The organism is Jeotgalibaca sp. MA1X17-3, from assembly GCF_021513155.1.
Classification (GTDB): Bacteria; Bacillota; Bacilli; order Lactobacillales; family Aerococcaceae; genus Jeotgalibaca.
This window is the reverse complement of record NZ_CP090983.1, coordinates 205,001-222,903: the sequence shown is the minus strand read 5'-3', so window position 1 is coordinate 222,903 and position 17,903 is coordinate 205,001. Positions and strand designations below refer to the sequence as shown.

Below are 17,903 nucleotides of genomic sequence, written 5' to 3'. Positions count from 1 at the left end.
TTAGAGGTTCCATCCCTTCTGCTCCAAAAATATGATTATCTTCTTTTTTCCTTTTCGGATTTTTTGCTTTTTCTAGCGCTTTAGCTAAATCTCTTTGTCTTTGCTCTTCTTCTTCACGCTCACGAATAATTTTATATGGATTATTCATAAGCATCGTTTGCCCCACTGAGAAGGCATTACTAATTACCCAGTATAAAGAAAGCGCACTCGGAAGACTAACCCCAATGAATAAAATCATGATTGGCATTGCATACATCATTGATTTTCCAGGACCGCCGCCATCTGGTTGGGCCATCATGGTCAATTTTGATGTGAAATACGTTAAAATTGCAGCTAAAATTGGTAGAACAAAGTAAGGATCCTGTTCACCTAAGTTCATCCATAAAAAGTTTCCAGAACGTAACACTTCTGTTCGGCTAATAGCTTGATACAAAGCAATCATAACAGGCATCTGTACAAGTGCTGGAAGACAACCCATATAAGGATTTACACTATTTTCTGCATATAATTTAGAAGTTTCTGCCTGTAAGAGTTCCCGTGTTTGGGTATCTTTAGTAGAATATTTCTCTTGTAATGCTTTTATTTCTGGTTGTATCTTTGACATTTTTCTAGTGCTTTGTGTTTGAAAATGATTTAGTGGAGCTAGAATAAAACGAATGATGATGGTGAAAACAATAATTCCCATCCCATAATTGCCAAAAAACAAATTAGAAAACCAAATAATAACACGAGAGAAATTATAAATTACAATTCCGTCCCAAAAACCTGTGCTTTCTGAAGTAATTGGTGTACTGCTACATGCTGATAATACCATCATAACAGTAACCAACCCTAGTGTAAAAAGTAGTCGTTTACGCTTAGACAAGAGAAATTCCTCCTTAAATCTGTTTTTGTTCATATAATACATGAGCCAATTTTAACACATGTATAAGACTTTTTTTTATTTCTTCTGTAGATAATTTTACGGTCGGAGGACGAGCAATGATAATAAAGTCTATTTCAGATTGAATCGTTGGTTTTAATTCTAATAATGCTTGACGAATCTTTCGTTTAACTGAATTTCGCATTACTGCATTTCCTACTTTTTTCCCCACGGAGATACCTACACGAAAATGACTCTGATCCTCTTTAGCCAAAACGTACACCACAAATTGACGGTTCGCTTTGGAGGAACCGCTGTGAAATACTTTTTGAAATTCTTTTTCTTTTTTTACTCGAAAGGATTTTTTCATTTTCTTAGCCCTCTTTAATGGAAATAACACACAGTAGCGTTTCAAAGAAACCAAAGAGAAAGATACTTCTTTCCCCTTGTTCTGTAAAAAAAAGACCACTGACGATCAGTGATCTTATGCAGACAATACTTTTCTGCCTTTACGGCGTCTACTTGCTAAAACTCTACGGCCGTTTTTTGTACTCATACGTTGACGGAATCCGTGAACAGATTGACGATGACGTTTTTTAGGTTGGAATGTTCTTTTCATTGATCGTACACCTCCTAGTATATTCTTCTATTAGACGTTGTTATTGACATTCTTATTAGACAGTCTTTCATATTATAGGAATACTTACTCCATCTGTCAAGAAAAAATGGTCCATTACAAACTCACTGAATAATAATAGCACACTTCCTTCTATAGGGGAATGTTTTTTTATGTTTATGAGAGTTTTTTTTAATATTCTCTTCTTTAATAGTTATCCACAATAAAAATATTTATACACAACTCTTGGGGAATACTTTTTTATCAAAGCTTTTATACACTTTCTTTAAGCTACTTATGCACATACAAACAGGATGTGTTCAATGTGAATAGGATAACTCACAAAGGTTGTGCATAAGTATAAAATACGTTTTGAAATCAACGTTTATAAATGAATAGTTATCCACATTTTCTGTGTGCAAAACATTGCTGCTTCATTTTTGTACACAGGTGATATTTGCCTGTTGATAACTTCTTATCCACATGGTGATAGGATATGCACAATAGAAACAGTTGTGGAAAACTTCTGGAATAAATGATAAAATGGTTGAGACTTGTTTAAAAGTATTCTTTCTGCAATTATGAATCCTCTTAAATCAATAAATGAAATAGAAAGGAGGCAACTCCTATTGGATGATCTTTACTCTCTTTGGCGCTATCTACAAGATAAATTTAAAGAATCTCTTTCTAAAGTTAGTTACGATACTTGGATTGATAGTGCTGTACCTGTTCGTCTTACCGAAACAAATATTATCATTGAAGTACCTTCTTCCTTACATAAAGATTATTGGCAAAATAACCTAGCTACACGAATAGTAGAAGGAATCTATGAATTTAGCGGAAAAGAAATTTCGCCAATTTTTATGATTAAAAATGAAGATATGCCTGATATCGCCCAACCAACACCCAGAAACAAACCCAATCGTCCCTTTAAGGATGCCTTGTTAAATACTAAATATACATTTGATACCTTTGTAATTGGAAAAGGAAACCAAATGGCTCATGCCGCTGCTTTAGTTGTAGCTGAAGAACCAGGAACCATTTATAATCCACTGTTCTTCTATGGAGGAGTTGGGTTAGGAAAAACACATTTGATGCATGCAATCGGTCATCAAATGCTCCAACTACGTCCCACTGCTCGAATAAAATATGTTAGTAGTGAGACTTTCGCTAATGATTTTATTAATTCTATCCAAAATCGAACTCAAGAACAATTTCGGAATGAATACCGTAGTGTTGATCTTCTTTTAGTAGATGATATTCAATTTTTCGCGGATAAAGAAGGAACACAAGAAGAATTTTTCCATACATTCAATGCTTTGTATGATGAAAGAAAGCAAATTGTTCTAACAAGTGATCGTCTCCCTAATGAAATTCCTAAACTGCAAGAACGTTTAGTATCACGCTTTGCTTGGGGGCTTTCCGTTGATATTACGCCTCCAGATTTGGAGACACGAATTGCAATTCTAAGAAATAAAGCTAATAGTGAACGTTTGGAAATACCAGATGACACATTGAGTTATATCGCTGGACAAATTGACTCCAATATCCGTGAATTAGAAGGAGCTCTCGTACGTGTACAGGCTTATTCTGCTATTCAAGGAAAAGATATTACAACTAGTTTAGCAGCAGATGCTTTAAAAAGTATCTTACCTACTGATAAGCCCATGGCATTGTCCATCTACGTAATCCAACAAACCGTTGCCAAATTCTATCACGTAACAGTAGAACAATTAAAAGGGAAAAAAAGGACACGTGGAATTGTAGTCCCTCGTCAAATTGCTATGTATCTTTCTCGAGAAATGACTGATAACTCTCTTCCTAAGATTGGAGTAGAATTTGGTGGGAAGGATCACACAACGGTTTTACATGCACACGATAAAATTTCAACTTCCATAAAAAATGATCCAGCTTTAAAAAGAGAAATTGAAAACATAAAAGAAACCTTAACCAATAAATAAAAAGAGCCTGTGGATGAATAAAAAAAGAAGTGCTTTTTACGCACAGGTTATCCACAGGTGGAAAACTTAGGTATTTAAACGTGTTTTCAAGTTATCCACATTATCAACATGCCCTACTACTACTACTATTCTTTTTATACTTATATTAAATAACCATCGGAGGGAAACAACATGAAGTTTACAATCAATCGTCCTGCATTCATAAAATATTTAACAGATGTTCAAAGAGCTATCTCAAGTCGTACAACCATCCCTATATTGACAGGAGTAAAGATTACTGCTGATAAACAAGGATTAATGTTAAGTGGAAGTGACTCAGATATCTCAATCGAAATTTTTATTCCAATATCTGATGATACAAATCAATTAGAAGTACAAGAAGAAGGTGGAATTGTTCTACCTGCGCGTATTTTTAGTGAAATTGTTAAAAAAATGTCAGATGAGAAACTAACAATTGAAGTAGGAGAGAATTTCCAGACGAAAATTACTTCTGCTAATGCTTTCTTTACTATTAATAGTATCAATGTTGAAAATTACCCATATTTTCCAGTGATTGATTCAAACGAAGTCATCACCCTACCAACAAATTTATTTAAACAAGTTATCCAACATACGGTAATAGCAACTTCTACACAAGAAAGTCGTCCTATTTTGACAGGAGTAAACATTACAATTGAAAATGGAACATTAAAAGCAGTAGCTACAGATAGCCACCGCTTGAGTCAACGAATTATTCCTATTACGATGCCAGAAAATCTAAAAGAAAATAGCTATAAGGTTATTATTCCTGGAAAAAGTTTAGTTGAACTTTCAAGAATTGTAGAAGATCAAGATACGATCGAAATGATGGTTACTGAAAATCAAGTTCTTTTTAAAGCTGAAAATCTTTACTTTTACTCTCGATTATTAGAAGGATACTATCCAGATACGAATCGTTTAATTCCAAATAATTCTACTACTCAATTAGTAATGAGCGCTTCAGAGTTGTTACAAGCGACCGACCGATCTTCTTTGCTTTCTCATGAAGGAAAAAATAATGTTATTAAATTAACGATTTCTCCTGATAATGTAGAGTTATCTGGTAATTCCCCAGAAATTGGAACAGTAGAAGAAGATTTAAACTATGAAGATGCAACGGGTGATCCATTAGTTATTTCTTTCAACCCAGATTATTTGAAAGATGCATTAAGAACATTTGGACATCAAAATGTCACAGTAAGTTTTACTTCAGCGATTCGACCTTTTACGGTTGTACCAACTGAAAATAATACAAATATTGAACAAGCATTCATTCAATTAATTACCCCAGTTCGTACCTACTAATCAATAGAATAATATAATGAAAAGCTTGAAGAGATTTTATTTTGACAAAACTCTTCAAGCTTTTAATTTTTTAAGTAAAAATGCGAATCATCCATAAATCACTTAAATATTCGCTAGAATCTATTTCTGCCCTTTTATTTGATTTTAGTCTTTTATGTAAAAAATTTGTTAGAAACGGCTTTTTTTGCGTCTATTTGAATTATTACTAAAAAAAGAGTATAATAATACTTGAAAAGCGTGTCTGCGTGGATCTTAAAAGTTCCACGCCTATTTTATTGGAAAAGGGTGAAATCATTGAAAAATATTGTCTATATTGATACAGATTTCATAACACTAGGAAAGCTACTAAAACATGTGAACGTGATCTCCAGCGGAGGCATGGCAAAGTGGTATCTTTCAGAATATACCGTGCTCATTGATCATGAAAAGGAGAATCGTCGCGGTAAAAAGATATATCCCGGTTCAATGGTAGAAATACCAGACGAGGGAGTCTTTTTTATTCAGAAGCAAGAATCAGATAATGGAAGTACTCCATGATTTTAAAAGACATCACACTTCGTCATTTTCGAAATTATGAAGAATTAATTCTTTCTTTTTCGGATGGTATTAACGTTTTTCTAGGTGAAAATGCACAAGGGAAAACGAATCTCATGGAAGCAATTTATGCACTTTCCATGGCAAGAAGCCCGCGTACTTCTAACGAGCGAGAGATGATTCAATGGCAGGAAGATCATGCACATGTTTCGGGAAATATTGTTAAAAAAAATTCTCGATATCCTTTGGAACTTCATTTTTCCAAAAAAGGAAAGATGGCCAAAGTGAATCATTTGGAGCAAAAGAGACTCAGCCAGTACGTTGGAACGCTAAATGTTGTTTTATTTGCTCCTGAAGATTTAGATTTAGTAAAAGGTTCTCCAGTAAATCGTAGAAAGTTTTTAGATATGGAACTCGGACAAATGAGTCAAGTCTATTTACATGAATTAGTTCAGTATCAACGAGTTCTTAAACAAAGAAACTTATATCTCAAACATCTTTTGATAGGCAAAGCTAAGGATAAGGTTTATTTAGATGTTTTAACGGAACAAATGGTTACTGCTGGTGCTAATATTATCGAATTTCGTTTGGAATTTATTGAGAAATTGGAAAAATGGGCGTATGCACTTCACTATCAAATTTCCAATGATAAGGAAGAATTGAGTATTCGTTATAAATCCACAATCGCCTTTACAAGGGAAATGGATCACCAACAGATCTATCAGATGTTGATGGAAGAACAGGAACGAGTCAAAAACCGAGAAAGAGATCAAGGACAAACACTATTTGGTCCTCATCGAGATGATATGGTCTTTTATGTTAACAAACGTAACGTCCATCAATATGGCAGTCAAGGGCAACAACGTACTACTGTTTTGAGTTTAAAATTAGCAGAAATTGAGTGTATGAAAGAAGTTTTGGGAGAATATCCTATTCTTTTATTGGACGATGTCTTATCCGAATTGGATGATGACCGTCAAACGCATCTTTTGAAAACGATTGAAAAAAAGTTCAAACATTTTTAACGACTACAAGTTTGGATGGTATTAAACGTAATCAGATTGAAGAGCCAACCGTCTTTCGGGTAGAAGCGGGAAAAGTAGAAAAGGAAGGTGCATCATCTAATGGATGAACACATAAAAAATAAAGCCGAATTGGCTCAAGAGTATGATGCTAGTCAGATACAGGTTCTAGAAGGATTAGAAGCAGTTCGTAAACGTCCAGGAATGTACATTGGTTCTACCAGTTCAACTGGTTTGCATCACTTAGTATGGGAAATTGTCGATAATTCTATTGATGAAGCTTTGGCTGGTTTTGCTGATGAGATTTCTATTTCTTTAGAAAAAGACAATAGTGTGATTGTAACGGATAATGGTCGAGGAATTCCGGTAGACATACAAATGAATACGGGACGTCCAGCAGTAGAAACGGTTTATACGGTACTACATGCAGGTGGTAAGTTTGGTGGTGGAGGATATAAAGTTTCTGGAGGCCTTCATGGTGTAGGTGGGTCTGTAGTTAATGCTCTCTCTAAGAAACTGACCGTTCAGGTATATAAAAATGGTAATATTTATGAGCTAAATTTTGCATACGGAAAAATTATCAACGATCTTTCTATCGTGGGTAAAACTGAAAAACATGGAACGGTAGTACGTTTCTGGCCCGATCCACAAATATTTGATGAGACGATTATTTTTGATTTTGAAAAATTAATGGTTCGTGTACGGGAATTAGCTTTCTTGAATAAAGGATTACATATTTCTATTACCGATAACCGCCCAGAAGAACCTGTTGTGCATGAATTTATGTATGAAGGCGGAATTAAAAGTTATGTAGAATATTTAAATAAAAATAAAAAGCCTTTATATGAGGACGTAGTCTATGTAGAAGGTATGCAAGATGATATTCAAGTAGAGGTCGCCTTCCAATATACGGACGGATATCACTCTAGTATGTTTACTTTTGCTAATAATATTCATACATATGAAGGTGGGACTCATGAATCTGGCTTAAAAACGGCTTTGACTCGTGTTATTAATGACTATGCAAAGAAACAAAAAATTCTAAAAGAAAATGAAGAGAACCTAACAGGAGAGGATGTCCGCGAAGGATTGACGCTTGTTCTATCCATCAAACATCCTGATCCCCAATTTGAAGGTCAAACAAAGACCAAATTAGGTAACTCAGAAGCAAGAACGATTACGGATCGTCTTTTTTCTACTAATCTAGATAAATTTTTAATGGAAAACCCTCAAACAGCTCGTTTAATTGTTGATAAAGGTATTCTAGCTGCAAAAGCTCGAATGGCTGCAAAACGTGCTCGAGAAGTGACTCGTAAAAAGAGTGGATTAGAAATAAGTAATTTACCTGGTAAACTAGCTGACTGTTCTAGTAAGGATCCGTCAAAATCAGAAATATTTATTGTAGAGGGAGATTCTGCGGGTGGCTCTGCTAAACAAGGACGCTCACGTATTTTCCAAGCGATTTTACCGATTCGAGGTAAAATTTTAAATGTAGAAAAAGCAACATTAGATAAAATATTAGCTAATGAAGAGATTAGAGCTTTGTTTACTGCAATGGGAACTGGTTTTGGTGCTGAATTCGACGTTAGCAAAGCACGTTATCACAAATTAGTTATTATGACCGATGCTGATGTGGATGGTGCTCATATACGTACCCTTCTCTTGACTCTTTTCTATCGCTATATGCGTCCATTGGTAGAAGCAGGCTATGTATATATTGCCCAGCCTCCTTTGTTCCAAGTAAAACAAGGGAAAACGATGGAATATATGCAAACGGAAGAAGAATTAACGAATTATCTTGCTAAAATTCCTGCCACACCTAAACCGTCTATTCAGAGGTATAAAGGTTTGGGAGAAATGGATGCAGAGCAGCTCTGGGATACAACTATGAATCCAGAACATAGACGCTTTGCTCAGGTGACGGTTGATGATGCTATTGAAGCAGATACTGTTTTGAGTATGTTAATGGGTGATCGTGTTGAGCCTCGTCGTAATTTTATTCAAGACAATGCTGAATATGTTGAAAATATTGATGTATAAGAGAGGAGGAAGATAAGCAATGAGTGAAAACACACCTGAATTAGATCAAGGAATGGAACAAAGAGAATTAAGCGAAGAAATGCAGAAATCCTTTTTGGAATATGCTATGAGTGTAATTGTGGCTCGTGCTCTTCCTGACGTAAGGGATGGAATGAAGCCTGTTCATCGCCGTATATTATATGGAATGAATGAATTAGGTGTTACATCTGATAAAGCGTATAAAAAATCAGCTCGTATTGTCGGAGACGTTATGGGTAAATATCATCCACATGGAGACAGTGCCATATATGAAACAATGGTACGGATGGCTCAAGATTTTAGCTATCGTTATCCTCTCGTAGATGGTCATGGTAACTTTGGTTCTGTTGATGGTGACGGTGCAGCTGCCATGCGTTATACCGAAGCTAGAATGTCAAAAATAGCGATGGAAATGCTACGTGATATTAATAAAGATACGGTTGATTATCACGATAACTATGATGGAACAGAAAGCGAACCAAATGTTTTACCAGCCCGCTTCCCTAATCTTCTAGTAAATGGTACATCGGGTATCGCTGTAGGGATGGCTACTAATATTCCTCCACATAATCTAGGCGAAGTAATTTCAGCTTTACATATGCTTATGAAAGATCCAGACGTTACTACTACTGATTTGATGGAGGTTCTTCCAGGTCCGGATTTCCCAACCGGAGGAATCGTTTTAGGAAAATCTGGTATTCGTAAGGCGTATGAAACCGGTAAAGGATCCATAATGATTCGTGGAAAAGTAGAAATAGAAACACAAAAAAATGGTAAAGAACGTATTTTAATAAATGAATTACCATATATTGTTAATAAAGCGAAGTTAGTAGAAAGAATTGCAGAACTAGCTCGAGATAAACGAATTGAAGGAATTACCGATTTAGCAGATGAATCAGATCGCGATGGGATGAGAATTGTTATTGATATCCGTCGAGATGTTAGCGCAAATGTTGTTTTAAACAATTTGTACAAACTAACCCCTCTACAGTCATCTTTTGGTTTCAATATGCTAGCAATTGTAGATGGCATACCAGAAGTGTTGGGCCTAAAATCAATTTTAGTTCACTATTTGGAACACCAAAAAGTAGTGATTCGTCGAAGAACAGAATATGATAAAAGAAAAGCAGAAGCACGTGCGCATATCTTAGCAGGTTTACAAATAGCATTAGACCATATTGATGAAATTGTAAGTATTTTACGCAGCTCTCCAAGTGGAGATGTAGCTAAGAAAACTTTTGTAGAAAAATATGGACTTTCTGATAAGCAATCTCAAGCAATTCTTGATATGCGAATGGTTCGCTTGACAGGGTTAGAACGGGATAAGATTGATACAGAATATAATAATTTAATGGATGCCATTGCTGATTGGACTCATATTTTAGCTAATGAATATCGAGTTTTTGATATTATTGAAACTGAATTATTAGAGATTCAAGATCGATTTGGTGATGCAAGACGGACAGAATTATTAATTGGTGAAGTTCTTTCACTTGAAGATGAAGATTTGATAGAGGTGGAAGACGTTGTGATTACTCTAACTCATAACGGCTACATCAAACGTTTAGCAAGTAGTGAATTCCGTACTCAAAAACGTGGTGGTCGAGGTGTTCAGGGAATGGGAATGCATGATGAAGACTTCATTGAAACTCTTATTTCTACTTCTACTCATGACACCCTTCTTTACTTCTCTAACCAAGGTAAAGTTTATAAAACCAAAGGATATGAAATTCCAGAATATGGTAGACAAGCAAAAGGATTGCCAATCATTAATCTCCTTAACTTGGATGCAAATGAAAAAATCCAGGCAATCATTGCTTTGGAAGATGGAAAACATAAAACAGGTGAATATTTATTCTTTGCTACTCGTCAAGGAGTTGTGAAGCGTACAGAAACTACTGATTTCCAAAATATCCGTCAAAATGGATTACGTGCAATCAACTTACGAGACGATGATGAATTAATCAAAGTGACTCTTACTGATGGAGAACAAAATATCATCTTAGGAACTCATTTAGGTTATTCAGTGAGTTTCAATGAACAAGATGTTCGTTCAATGGGACGTACAGCCACAGGAGTAAGAGGAGCCCGTTTGCGTAAAGATGATTATATCGTAGGTATGGATATCTTATCTCCAGAATCTGAAGTTTTAGTTATTACTGAAAATGGATATGGGAAACGTACCTCAATCGAGGAATATGCAATCAAAGGACGAGGTGGTAAAGGTGTGAAAACAGCCAATATCACTAAGAAAAATGGAAACCTTGTAGGATTAGCTACAGTGAAAGATGATGACGATATCATGATTATCACAGATAAAGGTGTCATGATTCGCTTCCACGCTGCAGCAGTTTCTCAAACAGGTCGTGCAACTTTAGGAGTTCGTTTAATTCGATTAGATGATGAGTCTACTGTTTCTACTATGGCAATTGTAGAACCAGAAGATGAAGAATTAGAAGAGAATGCTCTTCTTTCTGAAGGTGAAGAAACTACTGATCCTACATCTTCTGAAATAACAGATGAAAAAATGGAAACAGACATACAAGAATTTGCTGATCAACTATTTGAAGAGTCTGGGTCTGATGAAGAAATAGATAAAGAGTAATTAAAAAAGAGTGTGTGGATTTTTCATACACTCTTTTTTTACTGTTATGAATTATTTAGTATCTATATTCATTTTTATTACGAGTCTAAACAATTTTTTAGAAAAAATTGCATTTCAAAAGGTTATATGTTAAAATCTTTAGATGTGAGTATTTTAAAAAGATACTCTCCTTGTTCTTATAAATATAAGAGCCAAAGTCCATAAGGAGGTGACAGTCATAATGACTCAATACGAAATTAACTATATTATCCGTCCAGATATCGAGGAAGCAGCTAAAGCTGAATTGGTTCAACGCTTTGATACTATTTTAACTGATAATGGTGCAGAAGTTATTGAATCAAAAGACTGGTCAAAACGTCGTTTAGCTTACGAAATTAATGATTATCGCGAAGGTATTTACCATATCGTGAAAATTAATTGCGAAAATGCTACAGCGATTGAAGAATTTGATCGTCTTTCAAAAATCAATAACGATATTATTCGTCATATTGTTATCAAAGAAGAAGTATAAAATGTTTCACGTGAAACATTTTGAGGAGGTAAAGATAAATGATTAACAATGTTGTATTAGTTGGAAGGCTAACAAAAGATGTTGATTTACGTTATACCTCAAACGGTACTGCAGTTGGTTCGTTTTCAATTGCCGTAGAACGACCATTTAAGAATCAGCAAGGTGAAAAAGAAACTGATTTCATCAATTGTGTGATTTGGAGAAAAGCTGCTGAAAACTTTGCGAATTTTACTCGTAAAGGTTCATTAGTTGGTTTACAAGGTAGAATTCAAACTAGAAATTATGAAAATCAACAAGGACAACGAGTGTATGTTACCGAAATAGTTGTTGATACTTTTTCTTTCTTGGAATCAAAAAGCGTTACAGAACAAAGACCAAGAGATAATTCTCAAAACACTTCTAGTACTAGCAATTCATACCAGTCAAATCAAAGTAGCAATCAGAATGGTAATCAATCCTCTACTTCTGGTAACAAAAAAGCTTTACTGACTATCAATCGAATGATGATCCTTTCTTGTCGAGTGGCGAATCCATTGATATTTCTGATGATGATTTACCATTCTAAAATAACTTGATATAGGATCTCAAAAAAGGAGGAAAAAAACATGGCTCAACAACGTGGAGGCCGCGGTGGAAGAAAGAAACGTAAAAAAGTTTGTTACTTCTGCGCGAATCACATTGATCATGTAGATTACAAAGACACAGATTTATTGAAACGATATATCTCTGAAAAAGGTAAAATTTTACCACGTCGCGTAACAGGTACATGTGCAAAACATCAAAGAACTTTGACAGTGTCTATTAAACGTTCACGCATCATGGCTTTGATGCCTTTTACAATGGCAGAATAATTAATTTAGAGGAGAACCGAGATTTTAATCTCGGTTCTCTTTTTTTATTTAATTCTAACAAATAAAAACAAGTTTAATGTGTTATACATCAAAAAACCAGATGAAAATAAAGTTACACACATGTTGACAACTTGAAATAAAACGATTGATACCATAGGTTACAAGAGTTTATTTAAAAGTTATGCACAGGGTGAACTTACGTTTTGTGGATAACAAAAATTAGCGGAGAGTGTATTTGAAAATTAAACCATACTTTATAAAAAGATAGTTCCTATAAATGTTCCACGTGGAACATTTATAGGAGAGGTGTAACACTATGGAATGTGGCTATTAAAGGAACAGTATGTTAAAATATAAAGACTAAATTCAATATTATGAGGGAAAAGGAGCAATAATGAAACTAAAGGAAAAAATCAAAAACCTTCCTCCATTCATACGTTCTGAGAAAATAAAAATCCTCTTCTTAACAGTAGGACTAGCTTTGATTGTGGTTAATATATTAACGTTCATTGCAGATTGGAAAATAGGATTACTTTTATCCGTTATTCTTTTATTTATCATATGGATACTTAATCGCTCTTCCGGACTACTTGTTGCTGAAACTAATAAATATATTGCCGATTTGTCTTATCGTATAAAAAAAGGAGAACAGGAAGCATTAATACAAATGCCAATCGGAATTCTTTTATACAATAAAGAAGAAGAAATTCAATGGACAAATCCATACCTGATGAAGTACTTCGAAAAAAAGAAGTATTGGGTAGGAAAATCGAAGAAGTAGATCCAGAACTCTATAAATGGATTCAAGAGTATGATAGCGATAATAAAATGGAAATCACATGGGGAAATCGTTTTTTTGAGATGATTATTCAAAAAGATATCGGTGTGATTTATTTAATGGATATTACTGAATACGCAAACATTGAAGAAAAGTATGAAAGTGAGCGTATTGTTTTTGGAAATATTATTATTGATAATTATGATGAAGCAGTTCAATCGATGAATGATAGAAAAAAATCAAATGTAAATAATTATATAACGAATCAACTTTCAAATTGGGCGAATATAAATAATGTGTATTTAAAAAGAGTAGATGAAGATCGTTTTATTGCATTAATGAATAAGCGTACTCTAGGTAAAATTGAAAAAAGTAAGTTTGAGATTATTGAACAAATTCGTGAACGAACATATAAACAAAACTTTCCCTTGACGTTAAGTATGGGTTTTTCCTACGGTGCTGGTGCAGTTCCGATGAAATGGAGAGATATTGGCCAATTGGCTCAAGCCAATATTGATTTAGCTTTAGCAAGAGGTGGTGACCAGGTGGTTGTTCGTGCTGAAAATGAAGATGCACGATTCTATGGAGGGAAAACAAACCCGATGGAGAAGCGTACGCGGATTCGTGCACGTATGATCAGTCAAGCACTCGAAGAATTAATTGTAAATTCTGACAAAGTTTTTGTAATGGGTCATAATTATCCTGACATGGATGTACTGGGTTCTTGTTTAGGAATACGGCGAATTGTACAAATGAACAATAAAGATGCATGGATTGTCATGAATACAAATGAATTTTCAATGGATATTAAACGAATGATGGAAACTATCGATAAAGATGCTACCATCTCTAAGCATATTATTTCTCCGGAGCAGGCAGAGGAAATGGTGACAAGTGATTCTTTGATCGTAATGGTAGATGTGCACCGTCCATCTATGATTCCAGCACCTAATTTAATGGATTATTCAAAGAAACTAGTAATTATTGATCACCATCGCAGAGGTCAAGAGTTTCCAGAGGATCCAGTATTAGTATATATTGAACCATATGCATCATCGGCATCAGAATTAATTGCAGAACTTTTTGAATATCAGTCGAATGATATTGATACCATTAATAAAATAGAAGCAACGGCTATGTTGGCAGGTATTATAGTAGATACACGAAACTTTAGCCTACGAACAGGTTCTCGTACTTTTGATGCAGCAAGCTACTTACAGTCTAATGGAGCAGACCCAATACTAATTCAACAATCATTGAAAGAAGACTTGGATACGTTTCTAATGAGAAGTCATTTGATGGAAACCATGGAGTTTATTATTCCAGGAATGGCTATAGTGGCAGGCGAAGAGGACAAGGTATATGATACCGTGGTAGCTGCACAAACAGCTGATACGATGTTATCTATGGAAAAAGTTGAAGCATCTTTTGTGATTACCCAAAGAAGTGATGGTAGAATTGGAATTAGTGCTAGAAGCTTAGGGAAAATTAACGTTCAAACTATTATGGAAAAATTGGGTGGTGGAGGACATTTATCAAATGCGGCCACTCAAATTGAGGACTCTACAGTTGCAGAAGCAAAAGAAAAATTAGTTAAAGTATTAAAAAAAGAAGAGAATGAAGAAATGGAAGGAGAAATAAAATGAAAGTAATTTTTTTAGAAGACGTAAAAGGTAAAGGTAAAAAAGGTGAAGTAAAAAATGTGGCGGATGGATACGCACATAATTTTTTGATTAAAAATGGGCTAGCTGAAGAAGCAAATAAATCTAATGTATCAGCTTTAAAAGGTCAAAAGATGGCTGAAGATAAAAAGATGGCCGAAGAATTACAAGAAGCAACAGATTTAAAAGCTTTTCTTGAAAAAGAAGATTCTGTAATCGAACTGAAGGCTAAATCTGGTGAAGATGGACGTTTATTCGGATCGATTACTAGTAAACAAATCGCTGCAGAACTTAAAAAACAATATAAAGTTAAATTAGATAAAAGAAAAATTGATTTGAAAAACCCAATTCGTGCTTTAGGTTTCACAAGAATGAATGTACGACTACACCCTGATGTTATGGCCACACTAACGGTTCATATAACAGAAGAATAACGTATATATAAAAAGCTGAGGAAAATACCTCAGCTTTTTATATTGTTTATTAGACAAATAATGGAGTAGAAACAACGGAAAGAACATGCGTTCGAAAACGCTTATTGTTTAACCAGATTTTTTAGAGTACAATAAAAAAAACAAGAGAGTTGTAATTCTCTCCAGTAATCATGAGAAGGATGAAGTAGTTATGGAAGAAGTATTCCAAAATCGAATACCTCCACACAGTTTAGAAGCAGAGCAGTCTGTATTAGGATCCATCTTTTTAGATACAGAAACTGTTGTCAACGTATTGGAGTATTTAGAAGCAGTTGATTTTTACAAAAAAAGTCACCAGCTTATTTTTGATGCAATCGTTCGTCTTTATAATCGTAACGAGGCGATTGATGTGGTTACTTTGGCAAATGAACTTGAGAATAAAGGACAGTTAGAAAATGTTGGAGGTTTAGCATACTTAGCAGATCTAGCTATTGCCGTTCCTACTGCAGCAAACGTAGAGTATTACTCAAAAATAGTAGAAGAAAAATCAATACTAAGAAATTTAATTCGTTCTGCGACTGATATAGTGAAAATTGGATATGAAGAAGGAGACGAACTCTCTACTATATTAGATAGTGCGGAACATAATATTCTTCAAGTTTCCGAAAGAAGGAACCGTTCAGGATTTATTCGTATCTCTGATGTTGTTGCTACTTCACTACAGAACATTGAACTACTAGCTCAACAAACAGGAGACATTACCGGAGTTCCAACGGGATATATTGCTTTAGATAAAATGACAGCAGGATTGCAAAAAGAAGAACTTATTATTCTTGCGGCTAGACCTGCCGTAGGGAAGACGGCATTTGCTTTGAACATCGCACAGAATGTAGCCACAAAGTCTAATCAAGTGGTAGCCATTTTCAGTTTAGAAATGGGAGCAGAATCATTAGTCAACAGAATGTTATGCGCAGAAGGAAATATTGATGCTAGTAACTTACGAACAGGGCAGTTGACGGAAGAAGAATGGTCTAGTTTGATTATGGCAATGGGGGCATTAGGGCAGTCTAAAATTTTTATTGACGATACTCCAGGAATCCGAATAGCAGAAATAAGAGCAAAAAGTCGTCGATTAAAACAAGAACAAGGTGAAATTGGCTTAATCGTTATCGACTATCTTCAATTAATAGAAGGAAATAGTAAAGAAAATCGGCAGCAAGAAGTTTCAGAAATATCCCGTCAGTTAAAAAAATTAGCAAAAGAGCTAAAAGTACCAGTCATCGCTCTCTCTCAATTATCTCGTGGCGTAGAACAAAGACAGGATAAACGCCCTGTCTTGAGTGATATTCGTGAATCAGGATCAATTGAACAAGATGCAGATATTGTAGCTTTTTTATATCGAGAAGATTATTATGACCGAGAAGGTTCGGAAGAAAATAGTGGGGAAGAGCTTGATAATAACATTGTCGAAGTAATTATTGAAAAGAATAGAAGTGGAGCTCGTGGGACCGTTAAGCTTCTATTCAAAAAAGAGTTTAATAAATTTTCATCGATGTCTTACATGCCAGAACCAATGTAGAGATAGATTAATGAAGGGTTCTAGGAAATCCTATATTTTTAATAGGATATAGAACGTATGTAACGAGTTTAATTTCTCTGTTAAAGTGTATAAAAGAGGAAAGAAGAAGGAACTCCTAAATAATAGGAATTCCTTCTTCTTTTTTTATTCTTCAAAAGTGAAAAACAATAGAAAATACTTGCACTTTACAATAGCGGGTGCTAAAATAACAAAGTATTAAGGAACGGGCTGTTAGCTCAGTTGGTAGAGCAGATGACTCTTAATCATCGGGTCGTGGGTTCGATCCCCTCACAGCCCATTCGTTTAAAAACTTAAACAGTATAATCATTTAAAGTGCTTTTGCACTAATGATTATACTGTTTTTTTATTTCTATTAAATTTTTAAGTAAATAACATAACGCCATTGAAAATATTAATCATTAAGACAATAATAATAATAGATTGAAAAACAATTAATACTTTATCTTCTGATAACACATTACTCAAACGTGCACCAACAAGACCACCAATAATCGCGGCTGGAATAACATAGTAGAGGATCGTTAAGTCATACTGTGCAAATCCAGTAGTACTGGCGATGGTTATTAATTTTGAAAACTGTGAAAAGAAAATCGTAGCGATAGAATAGAAAGTAGCTTGTTTGATTGGCATTGCAAATAATAGCATTAAAAGAGAAACGTTTATTGGCCCTCCGCCAATCCCCAACAGACTAGCTAAAAACCCTAAAATAAAACCACAACCTAGATACCATAAAAAGCTTTTAAATTGGAAGTTCTTCCAATTGTACTTAGCATATAGGAAAGCAAATAGTAAAGTTATAATCGTTAATACAATTTGAATCAAATTAACAATACGTTCATCATTAAAAAATGTTAAAAAAGAATTAAAAGCTATATTTCCAGAAAATCCACCGATGATTGCTCCAATAGAAACCAAAAGAAGCAATTTCCAATCGAATTTGGCACCTTTTTTTAATTGTCTTGTTGTAGATACAATGGACATAGTAAAAACTGCCACTGCTGAATAAAATGAAACAGAGGTAACATCGTGTGCACCAACCAAGTCAAGAATGGGTTTGATGATCACCCCACCTCCCATACCTGAAACTGAACCTACACTATTTGCTAAA

At 34.6% G+C, this 17,903-nt stretch carries 14 protein-coding genes, 1 tRNA gene and 3 pseudogenes (1 of these 18 cut by a window edge); 14 read left to right on the top strand and 4 right to left on the bottom strand.

All coding sequences use genetic code 11. From position 1 onward, the window contains the following. Window positions 1–61: 61 nt before the first annotated feature. From yidC to rpmH, 3 genes and pseudogenes are all read right to left on the bottom strand, one after another. Window positions 62–865 (bottom strand): annotated as a pseudogene (yidC, locus tag LZ578_RS01135) (membrane protein insertase YidC); the annotation flags it as partial. 13 nt (window positions 866–878) lie between these two features. Continuing rightward, window positions 879–1,232 carry a ribonuclease P protein component gene (gene rnpA, locus LZ578_RS01130; protein ID WP_235145541.1) on the bottom strand — a complete coding sequence of 118 codons (354 nt, stop codon included), beginning with the start codon at window positions 1,230–1,232 and terminating at the stop codon, window positions 879–881. A gap of 114 nt (window positions 1,233–1,346) precedes the next feature. Next, window positions 1,347–1,481, bottom strand: a complete 135-nt coding sequence (gene rpmH / locus LZ578_RS01125; RefSeq protein ID WP_235145540.1) for a 50S ribosomal protein L34 — start codon at window positions 1,479–1,481, stop codon at window positions 1,347–1,349. A 626-nt stretch (window positions 1,482–2,107) separates the two neighbouring features. Here rpmH and dnaA point away from each other — a divergent pair. The 14 genes and pseudogenes from dnaA to LZ578_RS01060 all read left to right on the top strand — a co-directional run bounded on the left by dnaA (window position 2,108) and on the right by LZ578_RS01060 (window position 17,072). After that, window positions 2,108–3,439, top strand: coding sequence for a chromosomal replication initiator protein DnaA (gene dnaA / locus LZ578_RS01120; RefSeq protein WP_235145539.1), 1,332 nt, complete (start codon window positions 2,108–2,110; stop codon window positions 3,437–3,439). A 171-nt stretch (window positions 3,440–3,610) separates the two neighbouring features. Continuing rightward, window positions 3,611–4,762: a DNA polymerase III subunit beta gene (gene dnaN, locus LZ578_RS01115; protein ID WP_235145538.1), complete on the top strand. Its 1,152-nt coding sequence runs from the start codon at window positions 3,611–3,613 to the stop codon at window positions 4,760–4,762. 294 nt (window positions 4,763–5,056) lie between these two features. Further along, window positions 5,057–5,299 (top strand): S4 domain-containing protein YaaA, encoded by a 243-nt coding sequence (yaaA, locus tag LZ578_RS01110; RefSeq protein ID WP_235145537.1) that lies wholly within the window; start codon window positions 5,057–5,059, stop codon window positions 5,297–5,299. Beyond that, window positions 5,296–6,321, top strand: a complete 1,026-nt coding sequence (gene recF, locus LZ578_RS01105) for a DNA replication/repair protein RecF (protein ID WP_311198584.1) — start codon at window positions 5,296–5,298, stop codon at window positions 6,319–6,321. Before yaaA ends, recF begins: the two co-directional genes overlap by 4 nt. Window positions 6,322–6,420: 99 nt before the next feature. Continuing rightward, the gene (gyrB, locus tag LZ578_RS01100) at window positions 6,421–8,358 is read left to right on the top strand and encodes a DNA topoisomerase (ATP-hydrolyzing) subunit B (protein WP_235145536.1); all 1,938 of its coding nucleotides are present in this window, start codon (window positions 6,421–6,423) and stop codon (window positions 8,356–8,358) included. Window positions 8,359–8,377: 19 nt separating this feature from the next. After that, entirely contained in the window at window positions 8,378–10,981 is a 2,604-nt protein-coding gene (gene gyrA, locus LZ578_RS01095; protein WP_235145535.1) for a DNA gyrase subunit A, read from the top strand. Window positions 10,982–11,201: 220 nt separating this feature from the next. Continuing rightward, window positions 11,202–11,492: a 30S ribosomal protein S6 gene (gene rpsF, locus LZ578_RS01090; protein ID WP_235145534.1), complete on the top strand. Its 291-nt coding sequence runs from the start codon at window positions 11,202–11,204 to the stop codon at window positions 11,490–11,492. 38 nt (window positions 11,493–11,530) lie between these two features. Next, window positions 11,531–12,057: pseudogene (gene ssb / locus LZ578_RS01085) on the top strand (single-stranded DNA-binding protein). Between the two features lie 40 nt (window positions 12,058–12,097). Then, window positions 12,098–12,343, top strand: coding sequence for a 30S ribosomal protein S18 (gene rpsR / locus LZ578_RS01080; RefSeq protein WP_235145532.1), 246 nt, complete (start codon window positions 12,098–12,100; stop codon window positions 12,341–12,343). A 394-nt stretch (window positions 12,344–12,737) separates the two neighbouring features. After that, a pseudogene (locus LZ578_RS12650) lies at window positions 12,738–13,189 on the top strand (hypothetical protein); the annotation flags it as partial. Next, on the top strand, window positions 13,172–14,767 hold the full coding sequence (locus LZ578_RS01075) for a DHH family phosphoesterase (protein ID WP_396326696.1): 1,596 nt from the start codon (window positions 13,172–13,174) through the stop codon (window positions 14,765–14,767). The pseudogene LZ578_RS12650 and the gene LZ578_RS01075, both read left to right, overlap by 18 nt. Then, window positions 14,764–15,216 (top strand): 50S ribosomal protein L9, encoded by a 453-nt coding sequence (gene rplI / locus LZ578_RS01070; protein ID WP_235145531.1) that lies wholly within the window; start codon window positions 14,764–14,766, stop codon window positions 15,214–15,216. The genes LZ578_RS01075 and rplI overlap by 4 nt, the downstream gene beginning before the upstream one ends. 190 nt (window positions 15,217–15,406) lie before the next feature. Continuing rightward, on the top strand, window positions 15,407–16,774 hold the full coding sequence (gene dnaB, locus LZ578_RS01065; protein ID WP_235145530.1) for a replicative DNA helicase: 1,368 nt from the start codon (window positions 15,407–15,409) through the stop codon (window positions 16,772–16,774). 225 nt (window positions 16,775–16,999) lie between these two features. Next, a tRNA-Lys gene (locus tag LZ578_RS01060) sits at window positions 17,000–17,072 on the top strand. An 83-nt stretch (window positions 17,073–17,155) separates the two neighbouring features. Here the strand turns inward: LZ578_RS01060 and LZ578_RS01055 are convergent. After that, window positions 17,156–17,903: the 3' portion of a sulfite exporter TauE/SafE family protein gene (locus LZ578_RS01055; RefSeq protein WP_235145529.1), read on the bottom strand. The gene runs 32 nt beyond the window's last position; the window shows 748 of its 780 coding nt (coding positions 33–780); its start codon lies off the right edge, out of view; its stop codon occupies window positions 17,156–17,158.